Source organism: Pelomonas cellulosilytica, assembly GCF_021353265.1.
GTDB lineage: Bacteria > Pseudomonadota > Gammaproteobacteria > Burkholderiales > Burkholderiaceae_C > Pelomonas > Pelomonas cellulosilytica.
Genome location: NZ_JAJTWU010000006.1, coordinates 427,577 through 440,511, shown reverse-complemented (window position 1 = coordinate 440,511; position 12,935 = coordinate 427,577). Strand labels below are relative to the sequence as shown.

General features: G+C 66.9%; 13 protein-coding genes. 4 read left to right on the top strand and 9 right to left on the bottom strand.

Annotated features, from left to right (window positions below):
- Positions 1 to 122: 122 nt before the first annotated feature.
- The 9 genes from LXT13_RS17390 to LXT13_RS17350 all read right to left on the bottom strand — a co-directional run bounded on the left by LXT13_RS17390 (position 123) and on the right by LXT13_RS17350 (position 9,413).
- On the bottom strand, positions 123 to 509 hold the full coding sequence (locus tag LXT13_RS17390; protein ID WP_233373210.1) for a ribbon-helix-helix domain-containing protein: 387 nt from the start codon (positions 507 to 509) through the stop codon (positions 123 to 125).
- 33 nt (positions 510 to 542) lie between these two features.
- Positions 543 to 1,121, bottom strand: coding sequence for a DJ-1/PfpI family protein (locus LXT13_RS17385; protein WP_233373209.1), 579 nt, complete (start codon positions 1,119 to 1,121; stop codon positions 543 to 545).
- A 115-nt stretch (positions 1,122 to 1,236) separates the two neighbouring features.
- Complete coding sequence (locus tag LXT13_RS17380; protein ID WP_233373208.1) at positions 1,237 to 3,066, bottom strand: DUF3592 domain-containing protein; 1,830 nt, start codon at positions 3,064 to 3,066, stop codon at positions 1,237 to 1,239.
- A 174-nt stretch (positions 3,067 to 3,240) separates the two neighbouring features.
- Entirely contained in the window at positions 3,241 to 5,844 is a 2,604-nt protein-coding gene (gene acnB, locus LXT13_RS17375) for a bifunctional aconitate hydratase 2/2-methylisocitrate dehydratase (RefSeq protein WP_233373207.1), read from the bottom strand.
- A gap of 21 nt (positions 5,845 to 5,865) precedes the next feature.
- Positions 5,866 to 6,273 (bottom strand): type II toxin-antitoxin system VapC family toxin, encoded by a 408-nt coding sequence (locus LXT13_RS17370; protein WP_233373206.1) that lies wholly within the window; start codon positions 6,271 to 6,273, stop codon positions 5,866 to 5,868.
- The gene (locus LXT13_RS17365; protein WP_233373205.1) at positions 6,270 to 6,557 is read right to left on the bottom strand and encodes an AbrB/MazE/SpoVT family DNA-binding domain-containing protein; all 288 of its coding nucleotides are present in this window, start codon (positions 6,555 to 6,557) and stop codon (positions 6,270 to 6,272) included. Before LXT13_RS17365 ends, LXT13_RS17370 begins: the two co-directional genes overlap by 4 nt.
- A gap of 104 nt (positions 6,558 to 6,661) precedes the next feature.
- On the bottom strand, positions 6,662 to 7,243 hold the full coding sequence (locus LXT13_RS17360) for a hypothetical protein (protein WP_233373204.1): 582 nt from the start codon (positions 7,241 to 7,243) through the stop codon (positions 6,662 to 6,664).
- Positions 7,244 to 7,354: 111 nt separating this feature from the next.
- Positions 7,355 to 8,356, bottom strand: a complete 1,002-nt coding sequence (locus tag LXT13_RS17355; protein WP_233373203.1) for an HpcH/HpaI aldolase/citrate lyase family protein — start codon at positions 8,354 to 8,356, stop codon at positions 7,355 to 7,357.
- 70 nt (positions 8,357 to 8,426) lie between these two features.
- Positions 8,427 to 9,413: a malate dehydrogenase gene (locus LXT13_RS17350; protein WP_233373202.1), complete on the bottom strand. Its 987-nt coding sequence runs from the start codon at positions 9,411 to 9,413 to the stop codon at positions 8,427 to 8,429.
- 93 nt (positions 9,414 to 9,506) lie between these two features.
- Between LXT13_RS17350 and LXT13_RS17345 the strand changes: the two genes are divergently transcribed.
- The 4 genes from LXT13_RS17345 to sdhA all read left to right on the top strand — a co-directional run bounded on the left by LXT13_RS17345 (position 9,507) and on the right by sdhA (position 12,926).
- Complete coding sequence (locus tag LXT13_RS17345; RefSeq protein WP_233373201.1) at positions 9,507 to 10,232, top strand: GntR family transcriptional regulator; 726 nt, start codon at positions 9,507 to 9,509, stop codon at positions 10,230 to 10,232.
- 82 nt (positions 10,233 to 10,314) lie between these two features.
- The gene (gene sdhC, locus LXT13_RS17340; protein ID WP_233373200.1) at positions 10,315 to 10,743 is read left to right on the top strand and encodes a succinate dehydrogenase, cytochrome b556 subunit; all 429 of its coding nucleotides are present in this window, start codon (positions 10,315 to 10,317) and stop codon (positions 10,741 to 10,743) included.
- Positions 10,744 to 10,767: 24 nt separating this feature from the next.
- Positions 10,768 to 11,127 (top strand): succinate dehydrogenase, hydrophobic membrane anchor protein, encoded by a 360-nt coding sequence (sdhD, locus tag LXT13_RS17335; protein WP_233373199.1) that lies wholly within the window; start codon positions 10,768 to 10,770, stop codon positions 11,125 to 11,127.
- Positions 11,127 to 12,926 (top strand): succinate dehydrogenase flavoprotein subunit, encoded by a 1,800-nt coding sequence (gene sdhA, locus LXT13_RS17330; protein WP_233373198.1) that lies wholly within the window; start codon positions 11,127 to 11,129, stop codon positions 12,924 to 12,926. Before sdhD ends, sdhA begins: the two co-directional genes overlap by 1 nt.
- Positions 12,927 to 12,935: the final 9 nt, after the last annotated feature.

The following is a 12,935-nucleotide window of genomic DNA, read 5'->3' as shown; positions in this document are numbered from 1 at the left end:
GGTTCGACCAACTGGGCCTGCCCCGCCTCTCATGACCTCAAACTCTCGAACCGCCTGGTGCGGACCCGCATGCCAGGTGGTGTGGCAGGGGTGCCTCCTTCGTTGGAGGCCCCCTATGCCGATTATGATGTCGCCGGCTCGGGAGCGGCATCTCGCGGCCGGGCCCAACGGCCGGGCAGGCCGTGCAGCACGGCCTGGGCGTCCAGCGAACGAATGGGCACGGCCAGATCCGCTGGGATGCGCTGGTGAGCCAGCAATGCCATGTAGCGCAGCGCCGACACTCGCAGGAAGGACGCGAAGTTGCCGACCGCGCCACGTGCCTGCACCAGCTCGTCATGCAGCTTTTCGATGAGCTGCACGACGCTCATGCCATCACGGGCGGCGATTTCCTCCAGCACCTCCCAGTGCAGGTTCTCCAGCCGGACGCTTGTGATGACGCCATGCAGGCGCACCGAGCGCGTGCGCGACTCGTAGGACTCGGGATTGGCGCTGACGAAGACCTCGCACATGGGACACCTCCTGGCCGCATTCTGCGACAGGCGTCAATGGCTGATGCGCGTGCCCAGCACCGCCAGAAACTGGGCGATCCAGGCCGGGTGCGCCGGCCAAGCCGGTGCGGTGACGAGGTTGCCGTCGGTGACGGCCTGGTCCACCGGGATGCTGGCGTAGCTGGCGCCGGCCAGTTCCACCTCGGCCGCGCAGGCCGGGTAGGCCGAGACCTTCTTGCCGCGGATGACGCCGGCCGCTGCCAGCAGCTGGGCGCCGTGGCAGATGGCAGCGATGGGCTTGTTTGCCTTCGCGAAGTGCTGCACCAGCGGCAACACACCGGCTACCGTACGCAGGTATTCCGGTGCGCGCCCGCCGGGGATCACCAGGCCGTCGTAGTCGTCCGGGCGCACGGCATCAAAGCTGGCGTTCAGTGTGAATCGGTGGCCCGGCTTCTCGGAGTAGGTCTGGGCGCCCTCGAAGTCGTGGATGGCGGTCAGCACGTAGTCGCCCGCCTGCTTGCCTGGGCAGACCGCATCGACGCGGTGCCCCACAGCCAGCAGGGCCTGGAAGGGCACCATGATTTCGTAATCCTCGACGTAGTCGCCCGCCAGCAGCAGCAGTTTCTTGCCCATGGTCGTCTCCTTGTGGTGGAGCCGCAATTCTGGGAAGGGCACTGGCCGGGCGGGTAACAGCGGGTTGTTCGTGGGGGTGATGCTGATGCTGCCCGCGTCGTCGCGCTGACCGCGCTCAAGCCCCGGTCGAGAGCCGCGCCACGCCCCACAGCAGGCACAGCGTCCAGCCCCAGCCGGGGCGCGACCACGGCGCGGGGTCGGCACGCCGTTCTCCAGGGCTGAAACGTCCGCCCCGCTGCGCGGATGCCCAGCGCAGCATCTGCGCGATCTGTGCGGCACCTTCGGCAGGCAATCCAGGGGTTAGGCGCAGATCGCCGCCGCGGTCGACACCGCGTGCGACGAGCGTGTGCACATCGACCTCGCCCTGGGGTCCGTTGCGGCTGTAAAGCCACCGCTGGCCCATAGCCTGCAGGCAGGACACCGGCAGGCTGATGCGGCGGCGCCACAGCCAGGAAGCGTTGTCCAGCACGAGGCCGTCATCGCGGGCTTGGAGCGTCCAGCGCCGGCTGACCGCGTGCACGGCGATGGCGAGGAGCGGCAGCTCAAGCCACAGCCCGAAATCCTCGCGCGTCTTCGTCCATGAGAAGGTCACGGCCAGCGCCAACAGCGCCACCGCACCGAAGCGTCGCCAGCCGGTCTGCCCGAAGCTCAGCACCAGCGCGTCGGGCCGCTCCTGCAGGCACACGCCTGGCGGTAGTGGTGGCAGCGTGTCAGTCAGCGGGCCGGCTGGCAGGTCGCGCACCGCGACGCGCGCCTGGCGTGACAAGCGGTCCACGGCCGGCTCGCTGATCGACGCATCCGCCTGGACGAGCAGCGGCACCGCCATGACGATGCGACCCTTGGGGTCGAGCCATTCGAAGCGCCACGCCACCTTGTCGCCCGAGCGCCGGGCGCCCTCGCTGGGGGCGTCAGCCGGCAGATCAAAGCGCGCCAGCAGCCGGAGGCCATCGGGTGCCGGAAGGATGCGCTGTGCGTGGGCGTTGAGCTCTTCCACCAGGCGCTCGGTCGTGCCGGAGCCGCTGTCGTCGATGCGGTAATGTGCAATACGCAGCCGCACATGCGCCGGCACGGCGACGTGGGGTGGTAACACCCACATCGCATCGACGGTGGTTCCGGCCGTTGGCCGGGGCGGCTGGAAGCTGGCGAAGGCGCCGCGGTATGCCCAGGCGTCACGGCTGGTACGCAATGTGTTGTAGGCCAGCGCTGTCGCGAGCAGCAGCATCAATCCGGCAACCAGGGATGTCCAGCCAGGCGCGGAAGGGCCGCTGGCAGCCCCCGCGATGCCCAGCGCCATCATGCCCACGAAGACCGTCGCGGACCACAGCGCCACCAGGTTGTGCCGCGGGGTGTGTCGTTGCGCACCGGGCGTCTGCGTGCCGAGCGTGAGTTGTCCGCCGGGTTCGGTGCTGCGCAGCATGCGCCACGTGGCGATCAGCGCCCCGGCGCCCACGAGCGGAAACAGAACCGCAAACGGCAGCATGAACACGACCTGCCGCCACCGCAGTTGGCGGTCCAGCACCGCTTCGCCGGGGTGCCGCGGATCGACCCAGGCCTGCAGCGCCAACCGGCCTTCGCGCGCGGCAGCCAGACGGGCCGACCAACGATGATGCCAGTCGTCCAGGTTGTCGCTGTCCAAGCCAGCGGGCACTCCGACGCGCGTGGACTCGTACGTTCGGCCCTGCCATTGGTAGCGGTAGCGGGGCCGCACGGCGAACGTGCTGCCGCCCTCGCTGCCCGGGATGGTCTGGAGGCTGCTGTCCAACACTTCGGCAGCCACGGCCTGCCATGAACGAACCGCCCAGGCGTTGTGTAGCAGTGCGGTCAGCGACTTCAGCGCGTAGAGGCCTACGCTGCCGAATCCCAGGGCGAACAGTGCGCCCATCACCACCATTGCCGCGCGCGCGCGCCAACCCCTCACCATGCTGTTTTTGTTCTTGTTATGCATGCGGGTAGCTTATCGGTGACGGGCTGTGCGCGTCGTGACGAAGTCGTGACAACCCCGCTTTCACCCGCAGAGCGTGAGTGGCACGCGACACCCCTCACGATGCACGGGGCACGTCGCCAATGGAAAAAGCCCGCCGGCTTGCGCACGGCGGGCTCAGGCGTGAAGCGGTCAGGTTCAGCAGGCCGGCGCGGTCGCCACGGCCTTGGCGGCGTCCGCGTACTCCTCGATCTGGTCGAAGTTCATGTAGCGGTAGACGCTGGCCTTGTCCGCGTCGATGACGCCCATTTCCTTCAGGTACTCCTCCTTGGTCGGCAGGCGGCCCAGGCGTGATGCGATGGCCGACAGTTCCGCCGAGCCCAGGAACACATTGGTGTTCTTGCCCAGGCGGTTCGGGAAGTTGCGGGTGGAGGTGGAGATGACGGTCGCGCCTTCGCGCACCTGGGCCTGGTTGCCCATGCACAGGCTGCAGCCGGGCATCTCGGTGCGGGCGCCGGCCGTGCCGAAGGCGGCGTAGTGGCCTTCCTTGATCAGCTCGCTCTGATCCATCTTAGTCGGCGGGGCGACCCACAGCTTGACCGGGATATCGCGCTGGCCGCCCAGCAGCTTGGCCGCGGCGCGGAAGTGACCGATGTTGGTCATGCAAGAGCCGATGAAGGCCTCGTCGATCTTGGTGCCGGCGACTTCGGACAGGAACTTGGCGTCGTCCGGGTCGTTCGGGCAGCAGACGATGGGTTCCTGGATGTCGGCCAGGTCGATCTCGATGACGGCCGCGTATTCGGCGTCCTTGTCGGCCTCCAGCAGCTCGGGCTTGGCCAGCCAGGCCTCGACCTTCTCGATGCGGCGCTGCAGTGTCTTCGCGTCGGCATAGCCGTCGGCGATCATGTTCTTCATCAGCACGACGTTGCTGGTGAGGTACTCCTTGATCGGGGCCGGGTTCAGCTTGATCGTGCATCCGGCGGCCGAGCGCTCGGCGGAGGCGTCGCTCAGCTCGAACGCCTGTTCGACCTTCAGGTCAGGCAGGCCTTCGATTTCCAGGATGCGGCCTGAGAAGATGTTCTTCTTGCCGGCCTTGGCCACCGTCAGCAGGCCGGCCTTGATCGCGTACAGCGGGATGGCGTGCACAAGGTCGCGCAGCGTGACGCCCGGCTGCATCTCGCCCTTGAAGCGCACGAGCACTGATTCGGGCATGTCCAGCGGCATCACGCCGGTGGCGGCACCGAAGGCCACCAGGCCGGAACCGGCCGGGAACGAGATACCGATGGGGAAGCGGGTGTGCGAGTCGCCGCCGGTGCCGACCGTGTCGGGCAGCAGCAGGCGGTTCAGCCAGCTGTGAATGACGCCGTCACCCGGGCGCAGCGCCACGCCGCCGCGATTGCTGATGAACGCGGGCAGCTCGCGATGGGTCTTCACGTCCACCGGCTTCGGGTAGGCGGCCGTGTGGCAGAAGGACTGCATGACCAGGTCGGCCGAGAAGCCCAGGCAGGCCAGGTCCTTCAGCTCGTCGCGGGTCATCGGGCCGGTGGTGTCCTGCGAGCCGACCGTGGTCATCTTGGGTTCGCAGTAGGTGCCCGGACGCACGCCCTGACCTTCCGGCAGGCCGACAGCACGGCCAACCATCTTCTGCGCCAGCGTGAAGCCGGCCTTGGTCTCCGCGGGGGGCGACGGCAAGCGGAACAGCGTGGAGGCGGGCAGGCCCAGGAACTCTCGCGCCTTGGCGGTCAGCGAGCGGCCGATGATGAGGTTGATGCGGCCGCCGGCGCGCACTTCGTCGAACAGCACGTCGCTCTTGAGTTTGAACTCGGCGACGGTCTCGCCGTTCTTCACGAGCTTGCCGTCATAAGGCAGCACGTCGATGACGTCGCCCATCTCGAGCTTGCTGACGTCGACTTCGATCGGCAGCGAGCCGGAGTCTTCCTGCGTGTTGAAGAAGATGGGGGCGATCTTGCCGCCCAGCGTCACGCCGCCGAAGCGCTTGTTCGGCACGAAGGGGATGTCCTGGCCCGTAGCCCAGATGACGCTGTTCGTGGCGGACTTGCGCGAGGAACCGGTGCCGACGACGTCACCGACGTAGGCCACGAGGTTGCCCTTCTTCTTCAGCTCCTCAATGAACTGCATCGGGCCGCGCTTGCCGTCTTCCTCGGGCTTGAAGGCTGCGTCAGGACGGGTGTTCTTCAGCATCGCCAGGTAGTGCAGCGGGATGTCCGGGCGGCTCCACGCGTCGGGGGCGGGCGACAGGTCGTCGGTGTTGGTCTCGCCCGGCACCTTGAAGACGGTGACGGTGATCTTCTTCTCGACTTCGGGGCGCGAGGTGAACCACTCGGCGTCGGCCCAAGACTGCATCACTTCCTTGGCCTTGGCATTGCCGGCCTTGGCCTTGGCGGCGACGTCGTTGAAGTAGTCGAACATCAGCAGGGTTTTCTTCAGGCCCTCGGCAGCGACGCCGGCGACTTCGACGTCATCCAGCAACTCGATCAGCGGATGCACGTTGTAACCACCCACCATGGTGCCGAGCAACTCGGTGGCCTTGGCCTTGGAGATCAGGCCAACCTTCAGGTCGCCATGCGCGACGGCGGCCAGGAAGCTGGCCTTGACCTTGGCGGCATCGTCCACGCCCGGGGGCACGCGGTGCGTCAGCAGGTCCAGCAGGAAGGCGTCCTCGCCGGCGGGCGGGTTCTTAATGAGCTCGATCAGCTCGGCGACTTGCTTGGCGTCCAGGGGCAGGGGCGGGATGCCGAGGGCGGCGCGCTCGGCGGCGTGTTGGCGGTAGGCGGTGAGCATGAGGTTCTCCAGTGACAGCAGTTAGGCGAGGGCGGGGACGATGATCCTCAGCCCCTTGAAATAGTCTCGGTAGAAGCCGGCGTCCCGGGTGATCAGTGCATCGCACTGCATCATCGCGTGGGCACCGATGAGAAAGTCGGCCACGGTGCGGCTGCGGTTGCCGCTGCGCTGGCGGTAGCGGCGCTGCATCTCGCCGGCGCGCAGCGCGGACTTGGCTTCCATGGCGTCGAAGCGGATGCCCAGTTCTTCGAGGAAGTTCAGGACCTCAGAGCCGCCCTGGAAGGCGGTGCAGACCTCGGCGAGCGCCACATCGCTGAGCACGACCGGGCCGATGCGCAAGGCCTGTCGTACCGCTTCGGCCGAGGCCGCGCTGGCGTCATCACTGCCGGCGATGACGTCGATCAGCACGGAGGAGTCGGCTGCGATCAAGGCGCGCTACCTTCCGGCTCGGCGGGGCCTTCGGATTCAGGGGGGAGGTAGGGGTCGCCGGGGGCGTGGCCGCGGATGGCCCGCATGGCGTCGTCGGTGCTGGCGAAACCGTCCAGCTTGAAACGGCCGCGCAGTTTGGATAGCGCGTCGTCGACGTTCTTGCGCAAGATGATGCGGCCACCGTCCAGCTCGACCTTGAGCGTCGTGCCCTTGGTCAGGCCCAGGGCATCTCGGACGGCCTTGGGCAGCGTGATCTGCCCGCGTTCGGCAACGGTGGCTTCCATGGCGCCTCCAGCGGCTGGGCCACCGGAAGCGGCGGCTCAGGTATGCATCAGAAAGTATGTATTCATTCTACATACCGAAGGCCGCGGAGTTCAAGCCAGCTGACTCACTTCACAGCGGTCGGCACAATGCCCAGGCCGTTGCGCGCGGCTTCGGCGGCCTGGCCTTCTGGGTCCGCCAGCCTGGCGGCGCGGGCCTCTGCCATCAGTCGGGCCTGCTCGGGATGCACGCAGTCGTCCACCAGGCGCTGGCCGATCTTCGTGTCGAGCAGCATGGACTTGTTGGCGATCTGGATCATCAGCGTGCGGCCGGTGACGTCTTCCAGGCGCAGCGCGCCGGTGGACGACAGCACGGGCTTCATCGTGATGTTCTGCTTCTGCCAGGCGACTGTGATGTAACCCGGCGCCTTGGCGTGCTTGTCGATGTGGACGGTCTGCTTGAACTCGCAGTTGTAGTCGCCCAGATAGGCGCGCTCGGAGGCGGCCAACTGGGCTTCATCGGCGTCGGCCAGCACGGGTTCGGGCGGAGGGGGCGGCGTCTTCTTGGCAGGGGCCTTGGCCATCGCCTTGGCGGTGGCCGGCTTGGTCGCAGCCGGTTTGGTGGCGGGTGCCTCAGCCAGCGCGGGTAGCGCGGCGCACAGGATCAGGGCGGCGGCAGCGCCGCGAAGCGAGGTGAACTGCATCGGCATGGGAGGAGAGCAGAGAAAAAGGGCGGACGCATCATGGCCGGAAATCGGCCGTGCAGACGTGAAGAGTTGTAGGAATTGTCCTTCGCGTCGGACAAGGTGCCGGGTCGTGGTTCACCCGGGGGCGGCCGGGAAGAATGCGCGCTGCGCCGGCTCGGGCAGCGTCCGGCCCGTGCGGGCCGCCCGCTCCAGCACCGTCCAGAAGTAGCGGTAGCTGGCGCGGTCGTGCAGGCGGCTCTCGAAGGAGATAGGCGCCCATCGGGCGGCCTGCGCGGCGAGCAGTAGTTCAGCGGCTTCGGTGATCTCATCGGCGGCCGGCGCGAACGCATCGACGATCGGCAGGATCTGGTCCGGGTGGATGCTCCACATTCGTGTGTAACCAAACTCTCGAGTGGCGCGGCGAGCGGAAGCGGACAGCCGCTCGGCATCGCGGAACTCTGTGACGACGCAGTGCGATGGCGTCTTGCCATACGCATGGGCCGCGGCGGCGATCTCCAGCTTGGCGCGCACGACCAGCGGATGCTCGAACTGCCCGGGCAGTTCCATCGCCGTCTTCGGAATGGCGCCGCCGTGCGCGGACACGAAGTCCATCAGCCCGAAGGACAGTGACTCGATGCGCGGATGGGCGGCGATGCGGAACACGTCGCGCAGCGCGCCGTGCGTCTCGATGAGCACCTGCAGCGGCAGCTTCGGCGCGCCGTGGCGCTCGCAGGTGGCGTCGATGAACGAGGCGGCCCGCGCCACTTCGTCCGCGCTCTCCGGCTTCGGAATCATCAGGTAGGCCAGCCGTTCGCCGGCCTTGGCGATCAGCGTGTCAACGTCTGCCTCGAACGCCGCGTGACCGAAGGGATGGACGCGGGCGCCGACGCGGCCGAAGCGGTTGGCTGAACTCATGGACAGCTCGGCGATCAGCAGCGCATGCTCGGCCTCGCCGCCTACGGGAGCGCCGTCTTCCGCGTCCAGTGTGATGTCGAATATGGGGCCCAGCTCCGCCTGCAGCCCTAGGCTCTTGCGCATGCGGGCTTCGACGCCGCAGTAGTGGTCCACGACGGGGAGTGCGGGCCGTGCGGCCTCGTGGCCGAACAGCGCGTCGCAAGGGTGCAGCAGGTCGTTCATTGGCAGGCGGTTGAGCAAATGACAAAGGGCCGGCAAGCCGGCCCTTTGAGATGGTAGGCGCGAGGCCCGATTACAGCAGGTGCTTGACGCCGTCCTGCTCGTCCATCAGTTCCTTCAGCGTCTTGTTGATGCATTCCTGCGAGAACTCGTCGATGGCGATACCTTCGACGATCTTGTACTCGCCACCCTCGCAGGTGACCGGATAGCCGAACATGACGTCCTTGGGGATGCCGTATTCGCCGTTGGACGGAATACCCATCGTGACCCACTTGCCGTTGGTGCCCAGGGCCCAGTCGCGCATGTGGTCGATGGCGGCGTTGGCGGCCGAAGCGGCGGACGACAGCCCGCGCGCTGCAATGATGGCGGCGCCACGCTTGCCAACGGTCGGCAGGAAGACCTCACGGTTCCACTGCTCGTCGTTGATCAGCGCCTTGACGGGTTGGCCGTCGATCGTCGCGTTGCGGTAGTCGGCGTACATCGTGGGCGAGTGGTTGCCCCACACGGCCAGCTTCTCGATGCCTGCGACGGCCTTGCCGGTCTTGGTGGCGATTTGCGACGCGGCGCGGTTGTGGTCCAGGCGCAGCATGGCGGTGAAGTTCTTGCGCGGCAGGTCCGGGGCCGACTTCATCGCGATGTAGGCGTTGGTGTTGGCCGGGTTGCCGACGACCAGCACCCTGACGTCGCGCGACGCGACGGCGTTCAGGGCCTTGCCCTGCACCGTGAAGATCTGGGCGTTGGCGGCCAGCAGGTCGGCGCGTTCCATGCCGGGGCCGCGCGGGCGGGCACCGACGAGGAGGGCGTAGTCCGTGTCCTTGAAGGCGGTCATCGGGTCGCTATGGGCTTCGATGCCGGCCAGCAGCGGGAAGGCGCAGTCTTCCAGTTCCATGATGACGCCCTTCAGCGCGTTCTGGGCCTTCTCGTCGGGGATCTCCAGCAGCTGCAGGATGACGGGCTGGTCCTTGCCCAGCATTTCGCCGGAGGCAATGCGGAACAGCAGGGCGTAGCCGATCTGGCCGGCAGCGCCGGTGACGGCGACGCGAACGGGTTTCTTGCTCATGGAAATCTCCGAGGGGCAGTTGAAAAGCTGGGCTAGGGCCTCGTGCCCTAAACCTTCTGAGTGTACGGGCATACCCTGTGCTGCAATCGCCGCATGCCTTCTCGCAAGCCCCGCTCCGCACCGCTCTACGAGCAGATCCGCCAGCTCATCGTCGCGGCGCTGGCCGCCGGTGAATGGAAGCCGGGCGAGTCGCTGCCCAGCGAGGCGGCGCTGGCAGAGCGGTTCGGCGCGAGCGCGGGGACGGTGAGGCGGGCGCTGGACGAACTGACTGCCGAGCATCTCGTGGAGCGCCGACAGGGCAGCGGCACATTCGTGTCGACGCACGCCGCGCCACGCCAGCCTTTCCGCTTCCTGCGCCTCGTGCCGGACGACGATGCGCAGGCCTTCACGCGGGAGTTGCTGAGCTGCCGGCGGCTGCGCGCGACGGCGCCAATCGCCCTGGCGCTAGGCCTGCGGCCCGCAGAGCCGGTCATTGAGGTGCGCCGACTGTTGCATCGGCGCGAGCGACCCGTCGTGCTTGATGAACTGTGGCTTCCCGAGAAGAACTTCGAGGGGCTGACTGCAGAGGTGATCGAGTCGCACGCGGGGGCGCTGTACGCGCTGTTCGAGGCGCGCTTCGGCGTGCACATGGTGCGCGCGCAGGAGCAGCTCCGCGCGGTCGCTGCACCGCGGCAGGCGGCGGTGCTGTTGCGCGTGCCCGAGGGGCAGCCGCTGCTGAGCGTGGAGCGCCTGGCATTCACGTACGGCGACCGGCCCGTCGAGCTCCGGCGAGGGCTCTACCTGACCGACCATGACCATTACCGCAACGACTTGAACTGATGCTGACAATGGCGCACTGCAGCATGCAGCTTTGGCTGGCCCTAGAATCGTTTGGTTTCACCCCGATTACGCAGGCTCGACCATGACGGACAGTGTCAAGACAAGACCACTCTACCGAAACATCCACGTCTCTCAGATCGTCAGCTACCGTCTCCCGCCCGCTGGCATCGTCTCCATCCTGCATCGCATCAGCGGTCTGCTGATGTTCCTGCTGCTGCCCTTCGTGGTGTGGATGCTCGATTCAAGCTTGACGTCGGAGATCTCGTACGACGGGTTCACGAACATCTTTGTGGCTGGCGTGGCGGGCATTCCGGCGGTCCTCATCAAGCTGGTCGTGCTGGGCCTGCTGTGGGCCTACCTGCATCACTTCATCGCCGGCGTGCGTCATCTGTGGATGGACGCCACGCACAGCGTCAGCAAGGCCCAGGGCAAGAGCTCAGCGCTGCTGACGCTCGGGCTGAGCATCGCGCTGACCGTTGTGCTCGGCGCCAAGCTGTTCGGCCTGTACTGATCCCATCCGAGTAGGACAACAACAATGAGCACCTTCGGTTCCAAGCGCCTCGTCGTGGGCGCGCACTATGGCCTGCGCGACTGGCTCGCGCAGCGCGTGACGGCCGTGCTGATGGCCTTGTTCACCATCGCCGTGCTGGCTCGCTTCCTGATGCCCGGCGAGCTGGGCTACGACCACTGGGCCGGCGTGTTCGCGCCGCAGTGGATGAAGCTGCTGACGTTCATCGCCATCCTGTCGCTGGCCTATCACGCCTGGGTCGGCGTGCGCGACATCTGGATGGATTACGTGAAGTCGGTCGGCCTGCGGCTGGCCCTGCAGGTGTTTTCGATCGTGTGGTTGCTCGGCTGTGCCGGTTGGGCGATCCAGGTGCTGTGGAGACTGTGATGACGGCAAAGATTTCGACCCGCAAGTTCGATGTGGTCATCGTCGGGGCCGGCGGCTCCGGCATGCGTGCCTCGCTGCAACTGGCGCGCGCCGGCCTGAATGTGGCCGTGCTGTCCAAGGTCTTCCCGACGCGCTCGCACACCGTGGCTGCCCAAGGCGGCATCGGCGCCTCGCTCGGCAACATGAGCGAGGACAACTGGCACTACCACTTCTACGACACCGTCAAGGGCTCCGACTGGCTGGGTGACCAGGACGCCATCGAGTTCATGTGCCGCGAAGCGCCCAAGGTTGTTTACGAGCTTGAGCACTTCGGCATGCCGTTCGATCGCAATGCTGACGGCACCATCTATCAGCGTCCGTTCGGTGGCCACACGGCCAACTACGGCGAGAAGCCCGTGCAGCGCGCCTGCGCCGCAGCCGACCGCACCGGCCACGCGCTGCTGCACACGCTCTACCAGCAGAACGTCAAGGCCCGCACGCAGTTCTTCGTCGAATGGATGGCGCTGGACATCATCCGCGACGCCGAAGGCGATGCCGTCGGCGTGACCGCACTGGAGATGGAAACCGGCGAGGTCCACATCCTGCACGCCAAGACCGTGCTGCTGGCCACCGGCGGGGCGGGCCGCATCTTCGCGGCCTCGACCAACGCCTTCATCAACACCGGCGACGGTCTGGGCATGGCGGCGCGCGCGGGCATCCCGCTGGAAGACATGGAGTTCTGGCAGTTCCACCCCACCGGCGTGGCCGGCGCGGGTGTGCTGCTGACCGAAGGCTGCCGCGGCGAAGGAGCCATCCTGCGCAATGCCAATGGCGAGCGCTTCATGGAGCGTTATGCGCCGACGTTGAAGGACCTGGCGCCGCGCGACTTCGTGTCCCGCTCGATGGACCAGGAGATCAAGGAAGGTCGCGGCTGCGGTCCCAACAAGGACTACATCCTGCTGGACATGACCCACCTCGGCGCCGAGACGATCGCCAAGCGCCTGCCATCGGTGCAGGAGATCGGCCACAACTTCGCCAACGTCGATATCACGAAGGAACCCATCCCCGTCGTGCCGACCATCCATTACCAAATGGGTGGCATTCCGACGAACGTGCATGGCCAGGTCGTCGTGCCCAAGAACGGCAAGCACAACGACATCATCAACGGCTTGTACGCCGTCGGTGAGTGTTCCTGCGTGTCGGTGCACGGCGCCAACCGCCTGGGTACCAACTCGTTGCTGGACCTGCTGGTGTTTGGCCGCGCGGCAGGCAACCACATCGTCGACTTCAACCTCAAGACGAAGTCGCACAAGGACCTGCCCAAGGACGCCGCCGACCGCACGCTGGCACGCCTGGCCCGCCTGGACGGGACCACCAGCGGCGAGTACGCGCAGGACGTCGCCAACGACATCCGTTCGGCGATGCAGCAGCACGCTGGCGTGTTCCGCACGCAGGCCGGCATGGATGAAGGCGTCACCAAGATCGCCGCCCTGCGCGAGCGCGTCGCCAACCTGGAACTGAAGGACAAGTCCAAGGTCTTCAACACCGCCCGCGTCGAGGCGCTGGAGGTGGAGAACCTGATCGAGGCCGCGCAGGCCACGATGGTCTCGGCCGCTGCCCGCAAGGAATGCCGTGGCGCGCACACGGTCTACGACTACGAGCATCCGGCCGACCATCCCACCGCGCCGCTGGGACGCGACGACGCCAACTGGATGAAGCACACGCTGTGGTATTCGGAAGGCAGCCGTCTGGACTACAAGCCGGTGAACCTGAAGCCGATGACGGTGGACACGGTGCCGCCCAAGGTCCGCACGTTCTAAAGACACGAA